The following is a 25,355-nucleotide window of genomic DNA, read 5'->3' as shown; positions in this document are numbered from 1 at the left end:
AGGTGGTTAAAGTTCGTTTGCGGCCCGTTGTTAGTAAGATAAATTTACCCACTGTTATTAAAACGGCAATACTGCCTGGTGATTCAATAGAGAGATTATTTATTGCAACTCAGCCAGGGGAGATTTTTTACATAGGAAACGGAGTGGTAAGAACTTTTTTGGACATTCGCCACCGTATAATAAAACTAGGTGCAACTGGCGGGTATGACGAACGGGGATTACTTGGGCTGGCGTTTCATCCTAAATTTTTTTATAACGGGCTATTTTATCTTCACTATTCAGCAGCTGGATCACAAGGTCCAGGTGCTCTTCCTGAATCTTTTAAACCTGATCCTTGTGATCCCACAACTTTACACCTTAGGTGGACTAAAAGAGAAACTCAATATGACCATATTGATACAGTGGAAGAATGGATTTTACAATCAAATGGTCAACCTCAAAAACGTCGGACATTAATTAACTTGAGAAGACCATTTTCAAATCATAATGGTGTCAATAGCTTAAACTTTTCACCTGAAACAGGAAAACTAGTTTTAACAACAGGAGATGGCGGTTCAGGGTATGATCCTTTTAATTTAAGTCAGGATAATATGGAAATCGCCGGAAAGATAATTGAACTTGATGTAGATATGAATACAATCCTTTCTAATCCACCCGCAGTCACACGTTTTAATGAACTTCCTGTTCCTATTCAGGAAACACTTACTGTTATAGCAAAAGGTGTTCGCAATATATCAGGCATTTCATATCAAAGGTTTTATCATCAGTATATTAAATATGCAGGAAATGTCGGACAGGATTTGGAAGAAGCGATTTTTTCATTTGGACAGTATAAACCGATCCCGGTAACTCAACTTACTCAACCATCTTACATAAATTCCGAACCAGAGGGGATGATTAACTTTGGCTGGAGAGGGTGGGAAGGTGCCTCTCCAACATCCAAGACGCGGGCTTGCTCTACAAATCAAAATTCAGATGAGAAAATAATTGTTTACTACGATGAGGCTATAAAAACATCAGTAAGACGTCTTCACCCTTTAACTAGTTATTATCATAAAGATCCAAGACCTGAAAAATTTAGCGGAACGGCACTTACAGGAGTGCAAGCCTATATGGGCAATAGCATACCTGATTTAACCGGAAGTGTTGTGTTTACCGATCTCGCCCGGAAAGAATCTCAACCCCAGACAAGAGGGGCTTTAGCTTTTACCACAGTAAGACCAGATGGAAAACAAAATGATTTTAGTGTAATTAATACCAATTATGACTTCGGAACCCAGTCTGCTTATTACGTTGGTTTGGGATGTAATCTCGACCAATCCAAACTATATTTAGGAGTCTATGGTTCTATGAAAGTGACCGACCTACACAAAGGTACTATTTTTGAAATTGTTCCGTGACTTGTAAACAGTGAAAAAGCATATCCAATTACAAATGGATATGCTTTTTCATATATAATCTAAAATTAAGCTGTCGTATACACTTCTTTTTTATTGGACTCATGACGAATGGTCGCTTGTGCAGCAGCAAGTCTAGCTAATGGCACACGGTAAGGTGAACAGCTTACATAATCAAGTCCCGTTTTGTAACAGAAATCAATAGATGTCTTTTCGCCGCCATGTTCTCCACAAATACCTGTTTTTAGTGTTGGCTTTGCTTCACGGCCAAGTCGTACACCCATTTCTACTAACTTACCTACACCGTCTTGATCTAGGACAGCAAACGGATTATCAGCTAGCACCTTATTTTCAATATAGTTTTGAAGGAATTTACCTTCTGCATCATCACGGCTGTATCCGAATGTTGTTTGTGTTAAATCGTTGGTACCAAAGGAGAAGAAATCTGCTTCTAGTGCAATTTGATCAGCGGTAATGGCTGCACGTGGTATTTCAATCATTGTTCCAATTGTATACTCAAATTGCTTTTCAGTTTCTTCTTGAACTTTTTCAGCTGAATCAATCACAAGCTGGCGCATTTGTTTTAACTCATTCACATGACCAACGAGAGGAATCATGATTTCAGGTTGAACTTTCATCCCTTTGTCAGCAAGCTTAGCAGCAGCATAAAAGATTGCTTTTGCCTGCATTTCATAAATTTCAGGATATACCATACCGAGACGGCATCCGCGATGACCAAGCATTGGATTGTATTCATCTAATTGGCGGACCTTTTTCAATAGCAATTCCTTTTTCTTCAGCTCAGGTGAAGCAGGATCAAGGATTTGCAGCTTAGTTACTTCAACTAATAGCTCTTCCTTATCTGGTAAAAATTCATGTAATGGCGGATCTAATAAACGAATTGTAACCGGGAGACCCTGCATAGCTTCAAAAATTCCTTCAAAGTCACCTTGCTGCATCGGTAATAGCTCTTCAAGAGCTTCCTTACGTTCGCCATAGCTTTCAGCTAAGATCATTTTTTGAACGATTGGAATCCGTTTTAAATCCATAAACATATGTTCAGTACGGCACAATCCAATGCCGCCTGCACCAAATTCAAAAGCTTTCCCGGCATCCTCTGGATTATCAGCATTCGCACGAACCCCGATTTTTCTTTCTTGGTCTGCCCAAGCAAGTAAAAGCTGGAACTCATCGGAAAGCTGCGGTTCAATCATTGGAATTTCCCCCAGCATGATTTCTCCTGTCGAACCATCAATGGTAATTACATCACCATAATTGATAACCTTCTCTTTTACTGTAAATTGTTTCGCTTTTACATCGATTTTCAGGGCATCACATCCGCAAATACATGCTTTACCCATACCACGAGCCACCACTGCAGCGTGACTTGTCATACCACCGCGGCTAGTTACAATTGCTTGAGCTGCCACGATTCCGTGAATATCATCTGGAGTTGTTTCAGGACGAACGAGAATGACCTTTTTACCAGTATTACCGAGTTCCTCTGCTTCATCTGCATCAAACACGACTTGACCAGTGGCCGCACCTGGAGAAGCTGGCAGACCTTTCGCCAATAATGTCCGTTCATATTTATCATCAATTCGACGGTGTAGGAGCTGATTTAATTGATCTGGATCGACACGAAGCAAGGCAGTCTTCTTATCAATAATTCCTTCTTCAACCATCTCAACCGCAATCCGAATCGCAGCTTGTGCTGTACGCTTTCCATGACGCGTTTGAAGAATAAACAATTGACCACGTTCAACCGTAAACTCAATGTCCTGCATTTCTTGATAGTGCTGTTCAAGACGTTTACACGTTTCAGCAAATTGCTTGTAAACAGCTGGCATTTCATCCTTTAAAGTTTGAATTGGCTGTGGTGTACGAATACCAGCAACTACATCTTCACCCTGTGCATTAATTAAGTACTCTCCATAAAGTACATGCTCACCAGTTGAAGGATTTCGAGTAAATGCCACTCCTGTCCCTGAATCATTCCCCATATTACCGAACACCATGCTTTGAATATTAACGGCTGTTCCGAGGTGATCTGGAATTTTATTTAAGCGGCGATATACAATGGCACGCTGATTATTCCAAGAATTAAAAACCGCGTTAATGGCAAGAATTAACTGTTCCTTCGGATCTTGAGGAAATTCTTTTCTCGTATGCTTTTTAACGATCCCTTTGTACCCTTCAATGACTTCTCTCCAATCTTCAGCAGTCATTTCTGGGTCAGCACTATATCCTTTTTCCTCGCGTGTTTCTTCTAATAATTGTTCAAAATAAAACGTATTGATATCAAGGACCACATTACTAAACATTTGGATGAAACGGCGGTATGAATCATAAGCAAAACGAGGATTATTGGTTAATTTTCCCATACCAACAACTGTCTCATCATTCATACCTAGGTTTAGTACCGTATCCATCATCCCTGGCATAGAAAATACAGAACCAGAACGAACTGAAACTAGTAATGGATTTTCCGGGTCACCCAGCTTTTTCCCCATTTTCTCTTCTAGGGTGCTTAAAGCTCCTAACAATTGACTTTCAACGATAGATGGAATAGTTTTACCTGCATCATAATAGGCATTACAGGCTTGTGTTGAAATGGTAAAACCATATGGCACAGGTAAGCCAATACGCGTCATTTCTGCTAGATTTGCCCCTTTTCCACCAAGCGTTTCCTTCATATTTCCATTTCCTTCATGAAACAAGTAAACAAATTTTTCCATCATCATAAGCTCCTCTCTTTTTTCAACACTTCTAAAATTAATCCAGCTGTTTCTTCTATCGCTTTATTTGAAACATTGATAATTGGACAGCCTACACGCTTCATAATTTTTTCTGCATAATCTAATTCATCTAGTATTCTTTCGAAGCTTGCATAACTTGCTTTGGAACCTAATCCTAATGCCTTTAGCCTCTCAATACGAATCTCGTTTAATTTATCTGGAGAAATGATTAATCCGATGCAATTCTTTCTAGGAATCTCAAACAACTCGTCTGGTGCTGGAACTTCTGGAACCAGTGGAACATTGGCAACCTTAAATCGCTTATGTGCCAAATACATCGATAATGGTGTTTTCGAAGTTCTCGATACACCAATTAGGACGATATCTGCCTTAAGAATTCCGCGGGGATCACGTCCATCATCATATTTAACGGCGAATTCAATTGCTTCAATTTTTTTAAAATATTCTTCATCCAATTTCCTCATTAAGCCAGGCTGATGGTGAGGCTTCTTATCGAAACTGGTCGTGAAGGCATTCATCAATGGACTTAGTAAATCCACCGCCATAATACTTTCTTCTTTAGCTCGTCGATCTAAGTAATCCTTTAACACTGGAATGACAATTGTATATGCGATAATCGACTTTCTTGATTTTGCTAGAATAATAACATCCTCAATGTCCTCAAAATCCTCCACGTAGGAATTGCGCCGGATCTCTATATTTCCTCCATTAAATTGTGTTGCTACCGCTTTAACAACAAACTCAGCTGTTTCCCCAACCGAGTCTGAAACCACATAGACAACATCCTTCTCTCCCAATATCACTGCCACTCCCCTTTATAACAAATTTTGCTCCATCATTTCTAGATATGCTTTTGTAATCGTTGTTTTCGTAATCCGACCGACAAGTAAATATGTATGGTTTCCCGGATTGATTTCTTTCACTACTGGTAAGGAGTCAATGTGATTCGTAATCATCTTTTTAGCAGCTTCTAATAATGTTTCTTCGAGTGTGATGGTGATAATGTTAGGCATTCTAGTCATAATTACACTGCATGGCAACTCTTGCAAATCTTGATTGCCAATAGCTGTTCTAAGTAAATCTTTTCTAGAAATAACGCCTGCCAAATATCCAGTACCATCTACCGCATAAAGTGTACCGACATCTTCTAAAAATAATTGAACAATTGCGTTATACACAGAAGTGGATTTATCAACAACAATTGGGTGGGCTTTATAATCAGCAACTTTTTGATTGATAAATATCTCGGCCTGTTGCTTAACCTCATAATTATGATTAAAAAAATATCCAACCCTTGGTCTGGCATCTAAATTACCGGCCATTGTCAGGATCGCTAAGTCTGGCCTTAATGCAGCTCTGGATAATGAAAGCTTTTCAGCTATCTGCTGGCCAGTGATGGGACCACTTTCTTTCACTATCCTAAGAATTTCGTCTTGGCGTTTCGACAGTTTAATCACATTGACCCCCTTTTCAATTTAATTATGTTAAATTTTTTAGAAATTATACAAATGTGCTATACTTATTTATAAATAGTATATTACATTTATACAAGAAGCGAAACAATAAGTTTGAATTATTTTTGACAAATTTTCTAATTCTTCAAAAAAAGAATCCTACCCAGTAAGATAGGATTCTTGCTATTTTTGACAGTTCGGACAGAAAAACGTTTTCCGAGATGAAATCTTCTCTTTTATGATCGTGCCCCCGCATCGTTTGCAATTCTCTCCTTCACGATCATACACAAGACAAAGATTATTATAGCCGCCAGTAAGGCTGTCACCTTGATAAAAAGGATTATCCATGTAGCCTCCATGCTTCAAAGCATCAAGAAGAACATGTTTCATCGAATCATAAAGTTTCCCCCGTTCGGGCTCACCTATATCCTCTATACTCCGTTTCGTCAAAATTCCTGCGTGATAACATATTTCATCGGAATAACAATTCCCAATCCCTGCAATAAACTCTTGATCGAGAAGTTTTGTTTTTATTTTCCCCCGCCTATCCTCCAGTAACTTTAAAAAGGATTGTAAACTGAATTGAGGCTCTAATGGCTCTGGGCCGAGTGATGATAATTCTTGTTGTACATCCTGTTCACTGTATAAATGCAAATAGCCAAGACGCAGCCCAATAAAATAAAGATGGCGGGTTCCAAACGATAACCGAACTTGAATGGTTCGATTTGGTTTGTCTTCCTCTGTCCCATAATACATCCAACCGCCAAGCATTAAATGAAGCAAAAGTACCTGTCCATTCTCTAATTGAAATAATAAATGCTTCCCTCTACGGTTGACTGTCAGCACCTTTTGGTTTGCAACACTATTAGTGAATAACATAGGGTTTACATTAATGGATTTTTCTCGATTGATTTGTACTTGCGTTATGACTTGACCTGCTATTTTTTGATTTAATAATAATCGGTAATTTTCCATTTCTGGAAGTTCAGGCATGTATTCATTACCTCTCTTTTTCTTTTTTCATATCATTTCCCTATAAACGCAAAAAAACCGAACTATTTAAGTTCGGTTTATGTATCAAATTATTGAAGTGGGCCTAAATGGACTCGAACCATCGACCTCACGCTTATCAGGCGTGCGCTCTAACCAGCTGAGCTATAGGCCCATTTAGAGTAATTTGGAGCGGGTGATGGGAATCGAACCCACAACAACAGCTTGGAAGGCTGTGGTTTTACCACTAAACTACACCCGCATATCAAGGGCACAAAAAAATATTACATGAAGAATTATACCACCACACCAATGCATTGTACACTACTTTTTATTACCTTGCATCTGCTTAAGTTTTTCCAATAATTGTGCTGTGTCATCAGCTGCAATAAATTCACCATTTACAATCGCATATGGAGATATTTTGCATTCCTCGCATCTACTTTGACATTTATACTCTTTATATTCTATATTCTTTTTACCAAAAAAAGCACTGTAAGCATTTTGCAGTTCTTCAGGCAAAAAACGATCTAGGTTTTTTTCACAAAAATCTATTTTCAATTTTGTTTCTTTTGCAAATAGTTTCGTAATAAAGTTCAAGTTGAACATCTCCATGCTTGTCATTTACCTTAAGTATATCAATTTTAATCTAATTTTTCTTCTATTAAAATAATTAAAGAGCATCCATTTTACATTATGGACTGCTCCTTTTATTGGCTATATATCAGAAATTTACCTTTTTGAATGTTTATTATCAATTTTTGCCTCGATTCTCTCCATTGCTTTAGTATCACTTTTCAATTCCTGTTTATTATCATTCACCAATTTTTTAAAGCTAACATTTCGTTTTCTCATTACTTTCTCCACCTTTCTATGTTTTTATTATACATAAGGTAGAAAGGTTAAAATCGTCATAAATATTACAATTTTTCGAACTTTACTGACTTATTTTATAAAAAAATCACCACCCCCTATAGGATGGCGCTAAAAAAAGATTACCGTCTAAATACCCTCTTATTCTCAACCAAGTATTGTACTCCATATAATATGTATGCTTTATAATGCAGGTAAATAAAAAATTGTATGCGGTTTAACCGTTTTAATCTGATTATTTTTAGCTTTTTAAGTATGTCCATCAATAGAAAAGCAAATACTCCATCTGCTATGACATTAAGTCCTACGAACTTCTTAAAGTTACCATATGAGTATTTTAGTAACCAAATGGACATTGGCATATATGGACCTATACTGAAAGGGAGTTCATTTTTTATGAATGAATTTCGTTTGTCGTAAAATTTCCACCAGTTTCGCTTATGACCAATCAAGTGATTGATGATTTCAAAAATGACAATGACAACGCCCGCAAAGGAGAAACGTTTTACTTCACGCTTTCTTAGAAATAACAACGATAACCACGGAATCACTATAATGGCTACATTAAATAATTTGTGTCTTTTGGAGAGCATAAAGTATTCACCCGAACCTTCTTCAAATTTCCTCTACTAGTTAAAATATCCTACTTCTGAATTTCATATTCCATAAATTAACTTTTTTTCTTTCGGATTGTTCATACTACAGTTATTTGGTAAATATTGTACATTTAATAGTAGTAGTTTATACTTTACTTGATATCATAATTTTTCATTAAATTAATAGGAGGTAGAAATGGTGAAACTTGGCGCATTTTCTGTAAGTCTAACGGTTAAAGATATTCACGTATCAAAATCATTTTACGAAAACCTTGGATTTCAGGTTTTTGGTGGAGATATTACTCAAAATTGGCTGATTATGAAGAATGAAAATTGCATTATTGGTTTATTCCAAGGGATGTTTGATAAAAATATTCTTACTTTTAATCCAGGCTGGAATGAAAATGCCGAAAATCTTGAATCTTTTACAGACATTCGTAATCTACAAAAGCAGCTAAAAGAAAAAGGGATTAATTTAATCACTGAAGCAGATGAGTCCAGTCAAGGTCCAGCACATTTTACAATTGAAGATCCAGATGGTAATCAGATTCTAGTGGATCAGCATAGATAAGTGAAAATACATTCCACATTACATAGTTCTCAATATTTTTATGGCGATTCCCAAATAGGAATCGCCTCTTTTTGATAATAGCTCCTGCTTCTAAAAAACGTTCCCCGTCTTAATGATGTTTACATTCACTTTAGGCACAAATTCTACGTTTTTATATTCCTTATCCCAATCGATTTTCTTCCATAGTCCATGGTGAAAGCTTGAAATACGCTGACCAATCCCCAGAGCATCACAATTTGCCTTCAGTAAAGTGCTGGTGATTCCCCTTGCTTGTTTCGTTAATTCATCAGACAAATCTTGATTTAATTTTTCTATATTTAGTGGTTCTTTAAAATCCTGAGGAAAGCTTAACACTTCAATATCCATGTTGAGATCAATCTTGCACGTTATTTGATCATCCTTATCCACCTTAACTTCTAGATCTCGTCTTAAATCTCTAATTGAAAAAGAAATGGATTGTCTCTTACTTTTTGGATTTAGGATGAGTGCCATTCTGTTCGACTTTCCTAATTGATTCATCATCGACAAAAGTATACCGCTTTTTTCTTTTGATAAAGTTGTACCTGTATAGATATCACCGTTAAATAACGCCACGCCGGCGACCTCCACTTTATTGGACTCTACTCGCTCAAGGTAGGGCAAAACCATATCTTTACCTGGATCCAATATGTTATTCCATACTGTAAAGGTATTTTTTTTCGGGATGACCGTGTCTGCTTCAGCACTATTCAGCAATTGCAAAATAACAAAGGCAATGGGACTTTTTTCTTTTTCAACTGAAAGAATCTCTTTTCCCTTCCCTTTACTAATGACAATTTTGGAAGAAATATACGAATCTCGATTCCGGTAAAAAAACTCAATGAACGGATGAATTCCTTTTTTCGCTAGTTCTTCACCTATGATTACAACATGAGCTTTACTAGCATCAATCTCTCCTGAAATTTTACTGTCCAAGTCTAACGCCAACCCAGCAACGGTTGGTCTCTCTGCTTTTACGAGTTCATCAAATAATTCAAATTGTCCTCCTCCCATACTTTTTATATATAAGGCTCGAACCGATGCAGCAATTTTTCCTTCCTTCGTAAGATCGAAACTAATTCCATTCACAAGTGTTCGATTCACGAGAAGCCGCTGATCCCAACAGCCAGTTAATAGGATAGGGATAATAAATAAAATCATCAGCGATATTTTTCTCATGTAGATTCACTCATTTCATTCTTTTTCAATAAAATAGAAAGAATTAATAACAAAGTTGGAATCAAAAATACAACCACATAACTTAAGTATGAGACATATTTGTTAAATAGCGTAATAATCGCATCATCGTGTGGAATTAAGGTAATTAAAAAAAGGATAAGCCCATTTAATAAAACAACCTTTGGGTATTGTTTCTTTTTTGCACCCACACTTTTGCTCGCAAAATACAAGTAACTAATGGTCGAGGTGGCCATTGGGACAATCCATATTGACAGAAAGATGAGATCCACACGATCGATCATATTATAAGACATGCCTCTGAGTAAGTTTAGAACCGGTTCTCTCATTTGTGCAAGTTGATTGCTGCTAAAACTAATGACTGTAATAAAAACAAAATAAGTATAAAATAAAGTGATAAACAGATTGGCCATTGATATCGTCTTAAAAACTCCCTTTTTATTTTCGATAATGAAGGGAAAGAGAAAGAGCAGCCCTTCAAATCCTAACATTGCAAGCAGAGAATTCTGACTTCCCACTATGATATTTTTTAATCCGGAACTGCCAAGGGGAAGGATGTATTGAATCTCTTTGGTTGTAAACCATCCGAAAATTGAAGTAACTGCTAATAACAGGATTAAAGAAGAGGCCAGAACAAAAAATCTGGCGATTATTTTTAAATCGCTGATTGCTAAATAAACACATGATGTAAGGATTAGTAACGAGATGATCCAACTGGGTGTTAACGGCAATAACCATAATTTTACGAGTTTAACAAATAATATTGTCGCTAGACCTCCAACTAGGATGAAATTTAGATAAATCAATAGGTTAAGAACTTTTCCTAAAAAAACGCCAAGAATCTTTTGTGTAATTTCGGTGTAAATGAGCGTAGGAAATCGTCTTAGTAATTGCCAATAAATGATTAGCATCAATTGAACTGCCACTCCCGCAATCAGGGTAGAAAGCCATCCATCTCCTTTCGCACTTTTTTGCACATCATGCGGCAAGGATAATAGAGCGACTCCAATTTGACTTTGGATGAAAATAAAAAATAGCTGAAATTTTGTAATGTTGTTTGTCATTTCTTTTTCCACGCCCTTGTCCGCCCTAGTTGTTTAGCATAGGCAGGCCTTGCGTCAGTCGGACGAGTTTTTAATTGCAATATATGAAGCCTGATGAACGTATCCTTTAAATCTTCTTTCTTAAATGGAGCTAATGGTGCAAAATAGGGCGTTCCAAATGAATCTAATTTACTTAAGTGCATAAAGACCAGCATCAGCACAAATACAATTCCAAAGAAGCCAAACAGTGATGCAGCTATCATGGTAGGAAACCCCAATAATCTTACACTTGTCCCCATTTCATTGATTGGTGCCACAAAGGAGGCGATGGCGGTAAAGCCAATGATGACAATCATCATATTTGACACGATATGGGCATCAACGATTGCAGTCCCAATCACTAACCCCCCAACAATTCCGATGGTTTGGGCGATAGGTGAAGGCAGACGAATCGAAGCTTCTTTTAAAAGTTCCAAAATGATTTGCATCGCAACGGCCTCCACAAATGGGGGAAATGGAACATACTCCAAAGAAGTCCTGATGGTGTAAAGAATTCCAATTGGAAGGACCTCTGAATGGAATGATACGATCGCGACATAGATTGCCGGCAAGCTAATCGTGACAATAAAACTAAAAATGCGAATGATGCGAAAAAATGAACCAATCATCCACCTGCTGCTATAGTCATCAGATGCTTGGTAAAAGGCAAAAAAAGTAATAGGGGCAACCAGCACACGAGGATTCCCGTCGACTATGATGGTAATTTTACCTTCTGTTAGGTAGGAAACTGCTCTGTCTGGCCTTTCTGTAGTCAAAATTTGTGGAAAGGGAGAAAATGGATGGTCTTCAATAAGCTCCTCTAACTCACCTGTTAAATAGAGCTGATCGATTTCAATCGACGATAATCTTCGTTCCACTTCTTCAACAAGCTTTTTATTGGCAAGATTCTCAAGATAAACGATACCCACTCTCGTATTCGTAAGGCTTCCAATTGTATAATATTTCACCTTTAACTGCGGGCTTTTGATTCTCTTTCGTAAAAGGTGCAGATTCGAACTAAAATCTTCAACAAATCCGTCATGAGTACTTTTAATGGTACGCTCGCTATCTGGTTCTTGAGTCGCCCTTCCTTCAATTCCTCCGACAGAAGCCAAATAGGCTTGGTGATTATTCTCTATTAAAATCACACAGAATCCATCTAATAATTGTTTCCCTGCTTCTAAAATTGCGGAAGTCGTTTTGATTTCTGCTGCGTGAACTGTTTTTTCAATCTCACTCGCTTGCATTGCTAAAATTGGCTCAATAATTGAAGATTGAAGTATTTCCTTCTTCACCAACGATTCAAGATAAAGAAGGACACACTTCTGATCTTGAAATTGCAGTTCTTTTTTCATTAAATCTTCTGTATGGAAAAAATGTTCTTCTAACATATTTATATTTTTCTCTATATCATCACAAAGCTGCCTGCTATCATTTGAAGAACTAGTTAATGTTGTTTTCTCTTTATAGAAACTCATACCCAAAAACCCCTTAGAAAACTAGATAACATTATTATTTCCTTAATATTTCCACATATTCCAAGAAAGCGTATTGTATGCCTCTATGAAAACAAATAAAAAAGCTGAACCTATGAATGGTTCAACTTTTTATAATTGGTAGAAAAAATCAACTAAAGACAAGCTCTTTTTCGCTTAGACCAAGTGTTTGGGCTGTTGTAGTATGAACTTCCTTCAGAAGCTCTGTGTTTTCCATTAATGACACACCGAACGAAGGAATCATTTTTTTAATTTTTGGCTCCCACTCTTTCATTTGCTGCGGGAAACATTTAGCCATAACTTCAAGCATAACGTGAACAGCAGTAGAAGCACCCGGAGATGCGCCTAGTAAAGCTGCGATGGAACCTTCAGCACCAGTGATTACTTCTGTACCAAATTGAAGTGTTCCTTTTCCGGCATCTGTATCTTTGATCACTTGTACACGCTGGCCGGCTACAACAAAATCCCAATCCTCGCTTTTAGCATTCGGAATAAACTCTCGCAGCTCTTCCATCCGCTGTTCTTTTGATAACATGACCTGCTGAATGAGGTATTTGGTCAACGACAGTTCTTTTGCACCGGCAGCCAGCATCGTTAAGACATTATTTGGTTTAACAGAGGTTACTAGATCGAGCATTGACCCCGTTTTCAGAAACTTCGGCGAAAAGCCGGCAAATGGACCAAATAGCAGCGATTTTTTGTTATCAATAAATCTTGTGTCAAGATGCGGTACAGACATTGGCGGAGCCCCAACCTTCGCTTTTCCGTATACCTTTGCATGGTGCTGTGATACAATATCGGGGTTATTACACACCATAAATATACCGCTTACAGGAAATCCGCCAATATGTTTACTCTCTGGAATACCAGATTTTTGCAGTAAATGCAGGCTTCCGCCCCCGCCCCCGATAAAGACAAACTTTGCTTTATGACGTTTGACCGTACTACTAAAACGATTCTGCACTTTCAATTCCCATAAGCCATCACTCGTACGTTTAATATCATTAACACTATGATTGTATTTAACTTTTACATTTTTACTCTCTAAATGATCAAATAACATCCGCGTTAAAGCGCCAAAATTCACATCCGTACCTGTGTCAATCTTTGTTGCCGCTATCGCTTCACTCAAATTACGTTCTTCCATGATAAGAGGAATCCAATCCATCAACTTTTCAGGGTCATCAGAAAATTCCATCCCTTGAAATAGGGGGTTTTTTGTTAACGCTTCAAACCTTTTCTTCAAAAAGGTTACATTTTCTTCTCCAAGTACTAAACTCATATGAGGCAGCGGTCTGATAAAATCCTGTGGATTGTTTATAAGCTTGCTTTTTACCAGATAAGACCAAAACTGCATTGATACCTGAAATTGTTCATTAATTTGTATAGCTTTACTAATGTCTACTGATCCATCTGGAGTTTCCTTCGTATAGTTAAGCTCACACAATGCTGCATGTCCCGTTCCAGCATTATTCCATTCGTTTGAGCTTTCTTCACCTGCTTTATCAAGCTTCTCAAACACAGTAATTTCCCATTTAGGGACTAATTCTTTTAGCAGGGTCCCTAAAGTCGCACTCATTATTCCTGCACCAATTAAAATGACTTCTGTCTTCGTTTCACTGCTATTCATTATTACCAACCTTTTCTTCTAGAATTTTCTCGCAAAAGATGCAGTTGAGGCACGATTAAGCGTGATACCATATTACGCATCTTTTCTGTCTCAAAAATAACCATATAGGATTTATAAGAATTAAATATAGATTCAAATATCTACATTATATGATAATTATAAATTATTTAAAAGCTTTAATAAGCTGGATGTCCATTTTTCCCTATTATTCAGAAAACGAATTCATTGTAAAAACCGGTCAAATGACCGGTTTCGCTAATTCACATTTTATTTTAATTATTCGTAACAGAAACCTGCTCAAATGGCCATGATGGTAATTGTTTACGAAGAGTCTTATCTTCTCTATAACCCAAAGCGTACTCACCTTGCATAATTGTATGAATTTCTCTTGTTCCTTCATAGATTACTGGGGCTTTAGAGTTCCGCAAAAAGCGTTCTACTGGATATTCGTCTGAATACCCATAAGCACCATGGATTTGAACCGCATCATTTGCTGCATCAAAAGCAGCATCACATGAAACCCACTTAGCTAGAGACGTCTCCTTTGTATTTCGTTTGCCCTGATTCTTTAACCACCCTGCCTTAAAAACTAGAAGCCTGGAAATCTCAAGATTTGCACTCATTTTTGCAATCATTTGTTGAACAAGCTGATGTTTTCCAATTTCTTTGCCAAATGTTTTCCGTTCGCGGCAATACTTAAGACTTGCTTCAAGGCTCGCTTCTATTAAACCAACAGCTCCTGCAGCAACTGTAAATCGACCGTTATCAAGGGCCGACATCGCAATTTTAAACCCTTCCCCTTCTTCCCCCAATCTGTTCTCAACAGGAACCTTTACTTCGTTCAAAAATACTTCTCCAGTATTACCTGCGCGAATACCCAGCTTCCCTTTAATAGCCTTTGTTTCTACTCCTTCAAAACCACGTTCTACAATAAATGCAGAGATTCCTTTATGCCCTATATCATGATTGGTCTTGGCAAAAATCAAGAAGTGGTCAGCAACATCACAAAGAGAAATCCATGTTTTAGATCCGTTAAGAATATAGTAATCTCCGTCCCTCACAGCTGATGTATTCATAGCTGCTACATCTGAACCCGCATCTGGTTCTGTCAATCCGAAGGCACCTATTTTACGACCCTGTGCTTGGGGGACTAAATACTTTTGTTTTTGCTCCTCTGTTCCCCATTGCATAATCGTCATGCTATTTAGTCCAGTATGTACAGAAACGGCTGTACGATAAGCAGTATCTCCTCGCTCTAATTCAGCGCACACGATAGCTAATGTATTATAATCCATTCCGGCCCCGCCATACTCTTCAGGAATACAGACACCCATTACTTGCAAATCAGCCAATTTCTTTAAAATCGAAGGTTCGAAATGCCCTTGGCGATCCCACCCCTGAATGTTTGGAATAATTTCCTTATCGACAAATTTCCTCACCATTTCCTTTACACTTTGCTGCTCATTTGTTAATTCAAAGTTCATCAATTAAAGATCACTCCTAACATTATTTGCATTTTCTAGAAATCCCTTCCTACATATCCCTTCTGTCTGACAACTCTACATACAAAAAAAGAGCCAGCAAAACAAACAAATGAGTATCCCATTGATTGCATTACTGACCCTAATTTAGAACTCGTCCTCCTCCGCCAAAGGAAGATTAAGTGAAAATAGTCATTTTGATTAAGTTTTTATCTACGGGTCAACTTTGGCCACAGTGCTATGGCGTTGTTTCACCCAGTTGTTGTAATCATTATATGTTAGTAATCAGAATATTTCAATAATTACCATAAAAGAAATTCTTCGTCATCTAATAAAGGATCTTTATTTTCGTTAAATGGCGGGTAAATATCAGGATGAAGGATACTCGCTATCTTAAATAGTCCGAGCAGCAATCTAGGTGAAGGCCTGCAGAATAATGGCTCATCTAAAATATATAATTGATTGTTTTTAATAGCACTCATTTTTTCCGTCCCAGGACGTTTTAGGATGACCTTTGGATTTACTTTTTCTTTCTGTACACCCACCCAAATAACACAAATAACATCGGGATTTCTTTGTACAACCTCTTCCCACTCCGTTTTAACACTTGATTGTGCCATATCTTCAAATACATTTTTTCCCCCTGCAAGTTTACTAATTTGTGTTAGCCAATTGGTTGCTCCAGGAGTAAAAATAGGTTTCGCCCACCATTCCCAATAAAGGGTTGCAGGCTTTTGTACTGACTCAGATAAAGATTGATAGTTTTCGAGTATTCGATTGTATTTTTTAAATAATTGATTCGCCTTGTCAGAGGTGTTCGTAACTTCTCCAACAAATAATAAACTTTCTCCTACCTCTGTTAATGAGGTAGGATTAGGAACAATGACAAAAGGGATGTTTCGTTTCTTCAACTCTTCGATATTGCGTTCCATTCCTGGTACGGAGAGAGAGGCTAGTACTAAGTCAGGCTGTAAGGCTTCTACTTTATCCATATCAATATTCAAATCAGGTCCCAATCTAGGCAATGATTGAATATCCGCCGGCCAATCCGAATAGTTATCCACTCCTACGAGAGAAGATGTTAATCCTAAGTATGCTGCTAATTCAGTATTACTTGGACATATGGATATTAATCTCATATAATAACCCCCTTCAAAATTTTAAAATTCTATTCCCTTTACAGCTGGAATGCCTTCATTGTAATAATGTTTTTCCGCTTCAATAACTGAAACTAAATCTGCTAGGTCTTTAATTTCTTGCTTGGCATCTCTTCCGGTTATTACTAAATGAACATGCGAAGGTTTACTTTTGATTAAATCGATCACTTCGTGTAGAGGCAAAACATCATCAATTGGAAACTTATCAATGGCTAATGCATTATTGAGTTCGTCTAATATTACCAAATCATACTCGCCGCTCATTACCGCTTCCTTTGCTTTCGGCCATCCTTTCTTTAAAGCTTCTCTATGTTCCTCTGGTGTTTTTGTCCAAGTGAAACCGATTCCCAGTTGCACCATCTCCACCCCTAGCTTATTTAGTGCAATTTGTTCTCCATATGTACGTTCAGGTGATTTAATAAACTGATAGATTTTCACTTTAAACCCTCGACCGATTCCACGAAGGGCTAACCCTAAAGAGGATGTTGTTTTTCCTTTTCCATGACCCGTATAAACAAGTGTTAAGCCATTTCGATTTATTTGTTTAGTCATATGTGTTTCCCCCTATTCTCCAGACATTTTTTTATCCAATTCTCAACCATTTCTGGACATGAGGCAAAATGAAAATGAGTGTACCCGGCTACTAAATTATGCAATAAATACCCTTCTTTATTTATCCCTCCCATGCCTTTTGTTTCATAAGCATAAGGTATATCCTCTTCAAGTGTATGGAAATTTGAGTAATGAAATTCATGTCCCCTGGCACACATTTCTTCAAGAATAAAATTAGCATTTTGTCCAGTAATTTCTCGATAACCTAAAGCCGCTAATTTTGTTTGCATGTGTACATTACCAGGAATAACACCTGCCATTTCGTATTTTTTCCCATCCGTAGATTCTATGAACTCAGTTAAATACATGAAGCCTCCACATTCGGCAAGTGTAGGCAATCCACTTTCTATCGCTTGCTTTACCGATTGCTTTGCCTTTAGATTACAAGCTAGGTCTTGTGCGAACTCTTCAGGGAATCCGCCTCCAATATAAAGTCCATCAACATCATCAGGTAACTCCTCATCACCAAGCGGTGAGAAATACACTATTTCAATTCCTTTTGCTTCCATGATTTCTAGATTCTCAGGGTAATAGAAATTAAAGGCACTGTCTTTTGCCACCGCAATTTTCACTAGATGGTCCCTCTGCTTTTCAAAAATGGATGGCTTTCGACAACCCTTTAACGGTTCTGCAACAGCTAATTCTAGTAATTTCTCAATATCCACAGTTTCACTGATAAGCGTACCTAATTTATCAAAAAACGAATCCAATTCCCCTCTTTCCATAGAAGGAATAAGTCCAAGATGTCTCTCAGGAATCTCAATATCTATTTCTCGTTTCAAATAACCGATAACAGGAATGCGACATTCCTGCTCAATTGCCTTTTTTACAAGCAGGAAGTGACCCTCACTTCCGACTTTATTGACAATGACAGCTGCAATATTAGTGCCCTCAGTAAACAATTGAAAGCCCTTTACGATTGCAGCAGCACTTCTCGCCATACTTTCACAATTAACAACAAGCAAAACCGGACTTTTCGTAATCATACTAATTTCTGCTGTACTACCCTCATTGGTTTCTGGACTTTTCCCATCAAAAAAGCCCATAACCCCTTCGATAATTGAAATATCAGACCCCCGGCTTCCATGAGTGAAAATATCCAGCACAAGATCTTTTGTCAGCATCCAGCTATCTAGATTACGGGAGGCTCGTTTCGTTACAGCAGAATGATAGGAAGGATCAATATAGTCTGGTCCGCATTTAAAACCCTGGACGGTTAAGCCCTTTTTCATTAACGCCGCCATTAACCCAATAGTTAGAGTGGTTTTCCCCACACCGCTGCCAGTTCCGGCAATTACCATACGTCGCTCTGTCATCTGCCATTCCCCTTTTCAATCTATAATCTTAGTGTATCTTTTCTGCATATTTGCTGAAACATTCCTTTATGGCACCATGCACCATTTGACCGATTGCTTTTCCGACAAGTGTTCCTGAACCTGCGTGAGCTATATTTGTTCCTTGCTGTGTAAGGGCAAGTAGAAGGGTATCTGATGATTCACCACTCTCAAACATTTGAAGATCATGCATGGTTTTTACTTTCGCTTCAACAGCTGACATGTAACCATCAATAAGGGCACCATCCGTAAAATGGGAATCAATAAACAACATGATGTTTATCGATTTACCTGTACCTCCTGTCACAATTACCATCATGTGGATATCTTCTATTACTTTCGTTACCATCACCATATCCTCGAGTTTTGCGGATGTCACGATTCCAGCATCATAAGGCAATTGCTTATCAGGTTTTGGTCCCTCAAACTGACAAAATTGCTTTAACCACTGTATTCCTGCTCCAACGGCAGTATTGGAAATGGTACGTAAAGGCCGATTAAAATGAACATGAAGATAATCTTCACTTTGTATTATTTTATAAGAATCTTCAAAGTTAAATAACTGACTGGATGAAAAGTGGTTTGGTGTCATCAGAAGCTGTGGTTTAGGAACAGTTGGATGTGATTGAGATTTCACTTTCACCTCGTAAACCTTCTTTAATTGATCTTCTTTCCTTAACAAATCCACCTCTCCTGCTTCTAAAAAGCTCCCATTGTGTAGTAAAGCTACGCGATCTGCATAAAGTGAAGCAACATTCAAATCATGAAGAATCGCAAAAATGGTTAATCCGGTCGTTTTTTGTCGTTCTTTTAGTAGATTCAACATTTGAAATGTATGTTTAATATCAAGATGATTGGTAGGCTCATCCAATAATAAGATTTCAGGCTCTTGTGCTAAAGCCTTGGCCAATAAGACTCTTTGCTTTTCTCCACCACTAATCATTCGGAATTGAGTTTTTCGAAACTCACCTATTTGGGTTATTTCCATAACCTCCTCAATAACTTTACGGTCCTTCTTCGAAAGTTGCTTAAAGATTCCCTTTTGATGAGGATAACGCCCAAGGCTAATGATTTCTTCAACGGTATAATCAAACGATACTTGAACTTCCTGTGTTAAAACAGCCATTTTTTTCGCTTTTTCCAATTTTGAGAGAGTTGAAATTTCTTCACCACAGATTGATATGTTACCGCTATATATCGGCAATTGCCCTGTAATGAGCTTAAAAAGGGTGGTCTTCCCACTTCCATTAGGTCCTAGAAGGGCAAAAAACTCTCCTTTTTTCACTTCTAAATCTAGCCCCTTTATGATAGGGAAATGGGTATAGCCGCCAACTAAGTTTTGAACAGTGATCATTTATTTGCCCCCTTCCCAAATCGTTCTCTAATCAATAGTAGAGCAAATACAGGTGCTCCTATTAAGGCAGTGATTACGCCAATGGGCAGTTCTTTTGGAGCAATGATCGTTCTTGCCATTAAATCAGCTAATATGAGAAAAGCTCCTCCTACTAGCATGGATAGTGGAAGGACATGGCGATGATTCGGGCCGGTAACAAGTCTGATTAAGTGTGGAATTACAAGACCAACAAATCCGATCGACCCTGACACAGCTACAGCTGCTCCCGTTAATAATGATGCACCTATCAGAACAAATGTCTTTCCCTTTTTAACATCAACTCCAATATGATCTGCTGCATCCTCACCCAGTGCTAGGGCATTTAATTCTCGATAGTGGTAGATTAATATAAATGAACCAATGAGCATAAATGGCAGGATTAGTTGGATATGACTCCATCCTCTCATTCCAACACTCCCATATAGCCAATAGATAATTTGGGTCATAGATTCTCTATCACTTAATGAAATAATGAGAGAAACAATTGAGCCAATAAAGGCACTAACAATAATTCCGGCAAGAATAATAGTTTCAATCGCTAAACTTTTACTGCTCAATCGAACGAGTCCAAATACAATGAATAATGAAATTAAACCAAATATTATCGCGACAACAGGAAGTGTAAAACTACCCAATCCGACAATACTTACTTGGAAAAACAATACCAAAACTGCGCCCAGGGAGGCACCAGAGGATACTCCTATCGTATAGGGGTCTGCTAATGGATTGCGTAAAAGGCCTTGAAAAGCTGCACCTGCTAATGCGAGGGATGCTCCTATGCAAAATGCTAGAAGAACTCTTGGCAGACGGATATTCCAAATAATCATTTCTTCATTTTTGGCTACATCGGACAGCCAACCCATATTTAACGTTTTATCTAATATGATATGTAAAATAGTAGGAACAGTAACGGTTACACTACTATAAAACAAGCCAAGAAGGCAGATTCCAAGTAAAAGCCCTCCGCTTATTACATACAACCAAGCTATTTTATTGTTTGAAAATTTCCGGATAGATAAGTTCCGCAAGTGTCTCGACTCCTTCAATTAAACGAGGTCCAGGTCTCGTAACGGTATCACTATCCACATCAAATATGTCTCCATTTTTAATAGCTGGCACTTCTGCCCATCCTTCGCGTTTTAGCACCCCAGCTGTTGGATTTTCTACATAGTAGCCATACGTTGTGATAATCACATCAGGGTTTAATTTTACTATTTCTTCTTCCGTCATCTTTACCCAACCCTCTTGATCCCCCGCAGCATTCTCGGCTTGAATGGATTCAAGCATCTCATGCATAAAGGTGTTTTGGCCTGTCGTAAAAATATCCGGGGCCGGTGAAACTTCTACCCAAACTTTCTTTTTATCAATGACTGCCCCTGCCGCTTTGTCTTTAATTGTTTGAAGCCGCTCTTTCATATCCGTAACGATTTCTTCTGCTTCGGTCTTACTTCCGGCAGCCTCACCAATCATCTCAATTTTGCTATACACATCCTCAAAAGACGCAGCACTGCCAACAACTATTACTTCGATCCCAGCTTCTTCAAACTTTTGTAATACATCCGGGTGTGTTTTGTAATGATAATCCGTTACAAGCGCCATATCCGGAAGAAGTGAGAGAACAAGTTCTGCATTGATATCTTGTGCTCCAACCTTTTCTATTTTTTCTACTTCAGGTGGATAGTTATCATAATCGGAAACACCAATGATTTTATCGCCTAACCCAAGGGCAAACGCTATTTCTGTATTACTTGTCTGAATCGAAACAATCGTTTCTGGTGCTTTCTCTATCGTTACCTCTCGATTAGCATCGTCTGTGATTGTTACCGGGAATTGATCTACACTTTCCCTTTCGACTTCTGTCTTGTTGTTTTGGGTAGCAGCTGCTTTATCTTTTGAGTCCTGTCCCTGTGTACCACAGCCTACAATTAAACCCATGGTTACCAGAAGAACAACACCGAATAAACCCCACTTTTTTACCTTCTCTTTCATAACTTTTTTCCTCCTACTTCTTTTTGACAACAAAAAAACGCTTTTCCTACGGAAAGCGTGTAAAAAGGCAGATTTATAATACTTAGTCTTATAGACAGCGTATAACATGCAATCTTCATAATTAATAATAAATATTACGTAATCGATTACCTGCACTTTAAACATTCCTTTCCTCGAGGAAGCTTAAAAAACATAATAGGCAGGTCTCCTGACTTGCGAATCATCGGTCGATTATTCCTTCCCATGTTAAAAAACACAGTGGATATCTATAACCTTCCTTCTCGCTTACAGTGGCGGGACCGTGTTGGACTTTCACCAACTTCCCTCTTAGTCTTAAATAAATCTTGCTGATTATTTAAGAAACCTATTTGTCTAGTATTCATTTTTTTGTTATAAAAGCCATTATAGTAGAGTATTCCTCCTTTGTAAACTATTTCAAATTTTATTAAATCCTACACTTACAAATGAGCATAAAAAAAGAAGCAGAGATCATTTATCATGAACCCTGCTTCTTTTTTTTTGCCCCTGCCAAGGAAAATAATTATATCATACCTAAGGTCTAGAATTAATATTGTTGTTTTTTAGTCAAATATCAGTCGAAAATAACGTTACCCTATGAGGTATAATAAGACTTACAAATGATTGAGTATTTATTATAAAAAAGGTGGTTATTTTAATGAATCGATTCAGGCTCATATTTGTAATAGCATTCCTCTTAATCCTTGCTGCATGTGGAATAAGTACCGAGGGATATCGAAATATATCTTCAGATGAGGCAAAGAAACTCATCGATAACAAGGAAGTTGTTGTACTGGATGTTCGAACACCTGAAGAGTATCAAGATGGCCACATTCCTAATGCCCTATTGGTACCACTTCAAGAGCTAGAAAATAAATTGAATGATTTAGATAAAACTGAACCTTACCTAGTGGTTTGCCGTAGTGGAAATCGATCTACACAAGCTAGTGAGATTCTAACAAGCAATAGCTTTACAAATATATATAATATGACGGGCGGGATGAATAGCTGGGTATACGAAATTGCAAAATAGCCTCTGGTATATTATTACTTGAGGCTATACTATTTCCATCCAAATTTTTGTAGCTGTTGCTAAAATTAATAGGGCCAATACAACTTGTAAAATCTTTGTGTTTATCTTTTTACCAGCCATGGCACCTAATGGGGATGCAATAAGACTGGCAATAATCATAATAACGGAAGGTAAGAATTCTACTTGTCCAGTAGTAATTTTTCCAACGGTGGCACCGATTGAAGATAGGAACGTAATAGCCAAAGAAGATGCAATCGTCATACGTGTAGGTATTTTTAATACGACTAGCATAATCGGAACTAATAAAAACGCACCTGCAGCTCCAACGATTCCGGAACCAATTCCAACAATTAATGCTAGCGATGCTGCCAGCCATTTATTAAACTTCACCTGATCAAGAGGAATATCATCAATACCCTTTTTCGGAACAACCATCATGACTGCCGCTATTAATGCTAATATACCATAAACTAAATTGATAGCTCCTTCTGTCATTACCCTTGAACCATAACCGCCAACAAAACTTCCAATTAAAATGCTGGCTCCCATATATCCTATAAGTGTTTTATTTAGGTACCCACCTTTACGGTACGCCCAAACACCACCAATTGTTGCAAAAAATACTTGAACAGCACTTATTCCTGAAACTTCGTGGGCACTAAATGCTGCTAAACCAAATATAGGTGGAATATATAGAAGCATTGGATATTTAATAATGGAACCGCCTATTCCTAACATTCCAGATATATATGAACCAATAAAACCAATTAAGAAAATAGTAATTATAAAGCTAATATCCATGGTACTGCCTCCCCCCTTAAGAAAAGGGAACCACAATCGGTTCCCTATTTCTTAACCTTTTTTTATCCAGAACTTCAAAACATCGTTCTCTACTTCATGATTCACTAGCTCGTGACCGCCTGATTTTGCCCATGCTGTAAGATCATTTTTTGCTCCCTTATCCGTAGCGTGGATTTCTAATACTTGACCGCTTTCTAATTCATTTATTGCCTTTTTTGTCCTAACAATCGGCATCGGACATGCTAGCCCTTTTGCATCTAAAATTTTATTTGCTTCCATTTCTTTTACCCCCTAGTATTTGTTGTTTTTATCGAACGGCACAGCGATTCGGCCCAATTTCCATTTCACGTTGTTTTTCTTCATCGGGATTGATTTTCCCCATATTCGTTTCACGAATCTCTTGATACGCATTAGGTTGTGGTGGTAAGTTTTCCGTTACCAATTTTCTAAACTCATTTTCGTCTTTAATATTCAAGCCATGATTTTTAGCATATAATGTTCCTAGTTTTTCTGATACACTGCCATCTTCGTTCAATTCTTCAATGATCATAAAGTGAGCGGGAAGAACGAGTAATTCCTCTGATAATTCTCTGTAGCGTTTATAAAGACTCTCTCTCAAATCTTCAACCCAATCTTGTGCCAATCCGGCTAAATCCGGTCTTCCAATTGAGTCAATAAACAAGATATCTCCAGATAGTAAAAACTTTTCATCCACAATAAATGAAGTAGACCCAATAGTATGGCCAGGAGAATATAAGGCATGAATATTAATTTCTACATTCCCAATTTCCACAAGATTTCCATCTTCTAATGGTTGGTAGGCAAATGTAACTTCTGTTGCATCTTTTGGAGGAAGCCAATACGTTGCGCCTGTCTTTTCTGCAATGTTTCTTCCACCCGAGATGTGGTCCGCATGTAGGTGTGTGTCAAAAACATGAGTAATTTTTGCACCGATACTGTCAGCAAATTCAAGATAGATATCTGTCATCCGAGTGGCATCAATAATAGCGGCCTCGCCGTTTGACACAACCATGTAAGATAAGCATCCTTTACCAATACGTACAAACTGATAAAATTCGCCAGCTTCTTTTAAATCGCCAACCTTTACAGGTTCTAGATGCTCACTCCAAGCTTTCATACCACCCTTTAGGTAAGAAACTGTCAGCCCTTCATCAGCGAGCATTTCTGCCACCATAATAGATGAGCCTTCCTTCGCGCACACTACCAAAACTTCTTTATCAGAAGGAATCTTATCCATAATACCTTCAACACCATCCAGCAATTCAAAATATGGGATGTTTAAATATTTGAAATTCTCACCTTCAATTTTCCAATCCTGAAAATCACTCTCATTTCGAACATCTAGAATAAATAATTCTTCCTTACTAAATACCTTTCTCGTTACCTCTTTAGAAGTCATTGCATTGACGGTCATGTTATTTTACCCCCTACGGTATATATCGTTTGAAAAAAA

Annotated in this window: 24 protein-coding genes, 2 tRNA genes and 1 riboswitch; of the genes, 3 read left to right on the top strand and 23 right to left on the bottom strand. The window is 37.8% G+C overall.

Annotated features, from left to right (window positions below):
- Positions 1 to 2: 2 nt before the first annotated feature.
- A complete protein-coding gene (locus tag H0184_RS09930) occupies positions 3 to 1,400 on the top strand; it encodes a PQQ-dependent sugar dehydrogenase (protein ID WP_221823908.1) in 1,398 nt (465 codons plus the stop codon).
- A gap of 65 nt (positions 1,401 to 1,465) precedes the next feature.
- Here H0184_RS09930 and ppdK read toward each other — a convergent pair whose 3' ends face one another.
- From ppdK to H0184_RS09885, 9 genes are all read right to left on the bottom strand, one after another.
- Positions 1,466 to 4,135 (bottom strand): pyruvate, phosphate dikinase, encoded by a 2,670-nt coding sequence (ppdK, locus tag H0184_RS09925; protein ID WP_221823906.1) that lies wholly within the window; start codon positions 4,133 to 4,135, stop codon positions 1,466 to 1,468.
- 2 nt (positions 4,136 to 4,137) lie between these two features.
- A complete protein-coding gene (locus H0184_RS09920; RefSeq protein WP_221823985.1) occupies positions 4,138 to 4,953 on the bottom strand; it encodes a pyruvate, water dikinase regulatory protein in 816 nt (271 codons plus the stop codon).
- Between the two features lie 18 nt (positions 4,954 to 4,971).
- Entirely contained in the window at positions 4,972 to 5,613 is a 642-nt protein-coding gene (locus H0184_RS09915; RefSeq protein WP_221823904.1) for a helix-turn-helix transcriptional regulator, read from the bottom strand.
- A gap of 180 nt (positions 5,614 to 5,793) precedes the next feature.
- Positions 5,794 to 6,603 (bottom strand): bifunctional DNA-formamidopyrimidine glycosylase/DNA-(apurinic or apyrimidinic site) lyase, encoded by an 810-nt coding sequence (gene mutM / locus H0184_RS09910; RefSeq protein WP_221823902.1) that lies wholly within the window; start codon positions 6,601 to 6,603, stop codon positions 5,794 to 5,796.
- A gap of 98 nt (positions 6,604 to 6,701) precedes the next feature.
- A tRNA-Ile gene (locus H0184_RS09905) sits at positions 6,702 to 6,775 on the bottom strand.
- Positions 6,776 to 6,788: 13 nt separating this feature from the next.
- Positions 6,789 to 6,862, bottom strand: a tRNA-Gly gene (locus H0184_RS09900).
- A gap of 62 nt (positions 6,863 to 6,924) precedes the next feature.
- Positions 6,925 to 7,200, bottom strand: a complete 276-nt coding sequence (locus tag H0184_RS09895; RefSeq protein WP_396953587.1) for a DUF1450 domain-containing protein — start codon at positions 7,198 to 7,200, stop codon at positions 6,925 to 6,927.
- Positions 7,201 to 7,332: 132 nt separating this feature from the next.
- Positions 7,333 to 7,455, bottom strand: a complete 123-nt coding sequence (locus H0184_RS09890) for an FbpB family small basic protein (protein ID WP_221823900.1) — start codon at positions 7,453 to 7,455, stop codon at positions 7,333 to 7,335.
- Positions 7,456 to 7,595: 140 nt separating this feature from the next.
- Entirely contained in the window at positions 7,596 to 8,066 is a 471-nt protein-coding gene (locus tag H0184_RS09885) for a hypothetical protein (protein ID WP_221823898.1), read from the bottom strand.
- A gap of 202 nt (positions 8,067 to 8,268) precedes the next feature.
- Between H0184_RS09885 and H0184_RS09880 the strand changes: the two genes are divergently transcribed.
- Positions 8,269 to 8,640, top strand: coding sequence for a VOC family protein (locus tag H0184_RS09880; RefSeq protein ID WP_221823982.1), 372 nt, complete (start codon positions 8,269 to 8,271; stop codon positions 8,638 to 8,640).
- Between the two features lie 90 nt (positions 8,641 to 8,730).
- On the opposite strand, the gene H0184_RS09875 is transcribed toward H0184_RS09880, so the two are convergent.
- From H0184_RS09875 to H0184_RS09825, 11 genes are all read right to left on the bottom strand, one after another.
- Positions 8,731 to 9,837, bottom strand: coding sequence for a Ger(x)C family spore germination protein (locus H0184_RS09875; RefSeq protein WP_221823896.1), 1,107 nt, complete (start codon positions 9,835 to 9,837; stop codon positions 8,731 to 8,733).
- Positions 9,834 to 10,931 (bottom strand): GerAB/ArcD/ProY family transporter, encoded by a 1,098-nt coding sequence (locus tag H0184_RS09870; RefSeq protein WP_221823894.1) that lies wholly within the window; start codon positions 10,929 to 10,931, stop codon positions 9,834 to 9,836. Before H0184_RS09870 ends, H0184_RS09875 begins: the two co-directional genes overlap by 4 nt.
- The gene (locus tag H0184_RS09865) at positions 10,916 to 12,415 is read right to left on the bottom strand and encodes a spore germination protein (protein WP_221823892.1); all 1,500 of its coding nucleotides are present in this window, start codon (positions 12,413 to 12,415) and stop codon (positions 10,916 to 10,918) included. The genes H0184_RS09870 and H0184_RS09865 overlap by 16 nt, the downstream gene beginning before the upstream one ends.
- A 148-nt stretch (positions 12,416 to 12,563) precedes the next feature.
- Complete coding sequence (locus H0184_RS09860; RefSeq protein WP_221823890.1) at positions 12,564 to 14,063, bottom strand: malate:quinone oxidoreductase; 1,500 nt, start codon at positions 14,061 to 14,063, stop codon at positions 12,564 to 12,566.
- Positions 14,064 to 14,335: 272 nt separating this feature from the next.
- Entirely contained in the window at positions 14,336 to 15,547 is a 1,212-nt protein-coding gene (locus H0184_RS09855) for an acyl-CoA dehydrogenase family protein (protein WP_221823980.1), read from the bottom strand.
- A 299-nt stretch (positions 15,548 to 15,846) separates the two neighbouring features.
- Positions 15,847 to 16,683 (bottom strand): cobalamin-binding protein, encoded by an 837-nt coding sequence (locus H0184_RS09850; protein ID WP_221823882.1) that lies wholly within the window; start codon positions 16,681 to 16,683, stop codon positions 15,847 to 15,849.
- 21 nt (positions 16,684 to 16,704) lie between these two features.
- On the bottom strand, positions 16,705 to 17,253 hold the full coding sequence (locus H0184_RS09845) for a cob(I)yrinic acid a,c-diamide adenosyltransferase (protein ID WP_221823879.1): 549 nt from the start codon (positions 17,251 to 17,253) through the stop codon (positions 16,705 to 16,707).
- Complete coding sequence (locus tag H0184_RS09840; RefSeq protein WP_221823877.1) at positions 17,250 to 18,629, bottom strand: cobyrinate a,c-diamide synthase; 1,380 nt, start codon at positions 18,627 to 18,629, stop codon at positions 17,250 to 17,252. The genes H0184_RS09845 and H0184_RS09840 overlap by 4 nt, the downstream gene beginning before the upstream one ends.
- 28 nt (positions 18,630 to 18,657) lie before the next feature.
- A complete protein-coding gene (locus tag H0184_RS09835; protein WP_221823875.1) occupies positions 18,658 to 20,001 on the bottom strand; it encodes an ABC transporter ATP-binding protein in 1,344 nt (447 codons plus the stop codon).
- Positions 19,998 to 21,068 carry a FecCD family ABC transporter permease gene (locus tag H0184_RS09830; protein WP_221823873.1) on the bottom strand — a complete coding sequence of 357 codons (1,071 nt, stop codon included), beginning with the start codon at positions 21,066 to 21,068 and terminating at the stop codon, positions 19,998 to 20,000. The genes H0184_RS09835 and H0184_RS09830 overlap by 4 nt, the downstream gene beginning before the upstream one ends.
- Positions 21,031 to 22,029 (bottom strand): ABC transporter substrate-binding protein, encoded by a 999-nt coding sequence (locus H0184_RS09825; RefSeq protein WP_221823871.1) that lies wholly within the window; start codon positions 22,027 to 22,029, stop codon positions 21,031 to 21,033. Before H0184_RS09825 ends, H0184_RS09830 begins: the two co-directional genes overlap by 38 nt.
- A 181-nt stretch (positions 22,030 to 22,210) precedes the next feature.
- Positions 22,211 to 22,411, bottom strand: a riboswitch (cobalamin riboswitch).
- Between the two features lie 294 nt (positions 22,412 to 22,705).
- Here H0184_RS09825 and H0184_RS09820 point away from each other — a divergent pair.
- Positions 22,706 to 23,080 carry a rhodanese-like domain-containing protein gene (locus tag H0184_RS09820; protein WP_221823870.1) on the top strand — a complete coding sequence of 125 codons (375 nt, stop codon included), beginning with the start codon at positions 22,706 to 22,708 and terminating at the stop codon, positions 23,078 to 23,080.
- Positions 23,081 to 23,104: 24 nt separating this feature from the next.
- Here the strand turns inward: H0184_RS09820 and H0184_RS09815 are convergent, their stop codons facing one another.
- From H0184_RS09815 to H0184_RS09805, 3 genes are read right to left on the bottom strand one after another with little or no spacing between them, the layout of a single operon-like run.
- Positions 23,105 to 23,881, bottom strand: coding sequence for a sulfite exporter TauE/SafE family protein (locus H0184_RS09815; protein WP_221823868.1), 777 nt, complete (start codon positions 23,879 to 23,881; stop codon positions 23,105 to 23,107).
- A gap of 51 nt (positions 23,882 to 23,932) precedes the next feature.
- Positions 23,933 to 24,160 (bottom strand): sulfurtransferase TusA family protein, encoded by a 228-nt coding sequence (locus tag H0184_RS09810; protein WP_221823866.1) that lies wholly within the window; start codon positions 24,158 to 24,160, stop codon positions 23,933 to 23,935.
- Positions 24,161 to 24,188: 28 nt separating this feature from the next.
- On the bottom strand, positions 24,189 to 25,316 hold the full coding sequence (locus H0184_RS09805; protein WP_221823864.1) for an MBL fold metallo-hydrolase: 1,128 nt from the start codon (positions 25,314 to 25,316) through the stop codon (positions 24,189 to 24,191).
- Between the last annotated feature and the right edge of the window lie 39 nt (positions 25,317 to 25,355).

Source organism: Neobacillus niacini (assembly GCF_019749295.1).
In the GTDB taxonomy this organism is placed as follows: Bacteria; Bacillota; Bacilli; order Bacillales; family Cytobacillaceae; genus Neobacillus; species Neobacillus niacini_D.
The sequence above is the reverse complement of the archived record's forward strand: the minus strand, read 5'-3'. Positions and strand labels throughout refer to the sequence as shown.

What these genes read in the sequence shown, in the direction of transcription:
- H0184_RS09890 (WP_221823900.1), bottom strand. Translation starts at nt 7,455, where the DNA reads ATGAGAAAACGAAATGTTAGCTTTAAAAAATTGGTGAATGATAATAAA.
- H0184_RS09850 (WP_221823882.1), bottom strand. Translation starts at nt 16,683, where the DNA reads ATGAGATTAATATCCATATGTCCAAGTAATACTGAATTAGCAGCATAC.
- H0184_RS09875 (WP_221823896.1), bottom strand. Translation starts at nt 9,837, where the DNA reads ATGAGAAAAATATCGCTGATGATTTTATTTATTATCCCTATCCTATTA.
- H0184_RS09885 (WP_221823898.1), bottom strand. Translation starts at nt 8,066, where the DNA reads ATGCTCTCCAAAAGACACAAATTATTTAATGTAGCCATTATAGTGATT.
- H0184_RS09865 (WP_221823892.1), bottom strand. Translation starts at nt 12,415, where the DNA reads ATGAGTTTCTATAAAGAGAAAACAACATTAACTAGTTCTTCAAATGAT.
- H0184_RS09845 (WP_221823879.1), bottom strand. Translation starts at nt 17,253, where the DNA reads ATGACTAAACAAATAAATCGAAATGGCTTAACACTTGTTTATACGGGT.
- H0184_RS09810 (WP_221823866.1), bottom strand. Translation starts at nt 24,160, where the DNA reads ATGGAAGCAAATAAAATTTTAGATGCAAAAGGGCTAGCATGTCCGATG.
- H0184_RS09860 (WP_221823890.1), bottom strand. Translation starts at nt 14,063, where the DNA reads ATGAATAGCAGTGAAACGAAGACAGAAGTCATTTTAATTGGTGCAGGA.
- H0184_RS09815 (WP_221823868.1), bottom strand. Translation starts at nt 23,881, where the DNA reads ATGGATATTAGCTTTATAATTACTATTTTCTTAATTGGTTTTATTGGT.
- ppdK (WP_221823906.1), bottom strand. Translation starts at nt 4,135, where the DNA reads ATGGAAAAATTTGTTTACTTGTTTCATGAAGGAAATGGAAATATGAAG.
- H0184_RS09805 (WP_221823864.1), bottom strand. Translation starts at nt 25,316, where the DNA reads ATGACCGTCAATGCAATGACTTCTAAAGAGGTAACGAGAAAGGTATTT.
- H0184_RS09825 (WP_221823871.1), bottom strand. Translation starts at nt 22,029, where the DNA reads ATGAAAGAGAAGGTAAAAAAGTGGGGTTTATTCGGTGTTGTTCTTCTG.
- H0184_RS09835 (WP_221823875.1), bottom strand. Translation starts at nt 20,001, where the DNA reads ATGATCACTGTTCAAAACTTAGTTGGCGGCTATACCCATTTCCCTATC.
- mutM (WP_221823902.1), bottom strand. Translation starts at nt 6,603, where the DNA reads ATGCCTGAACTTCCAGAAATGGAAAATTACCGATTATTATTAAATCAA.
- H0184_RS09855 (WP_221823980.1), bottom strand. Translation starts at nt 15,547, where the DNA reads ATGAACTTTGAATTAACAAATGAGCAGCAAAGTGTAAAGGAAATGGTG.
- H0184_RS09840 (WP_221823877.1), bottom strand. Translation starts at nt 18,629, where the DNA reads ATGACAGAGCGACGTATGGTAATTGCCGGAACTGGCAGCGGTGTGGGG.
- H0184_RS09820 (WP_221823870.1), top strand. Translation starts at nt 22,706, where the DNA reads ATGAATCGATTCAGGCTCATATTTGTAATAGCATTCCTCTTAATCCTT.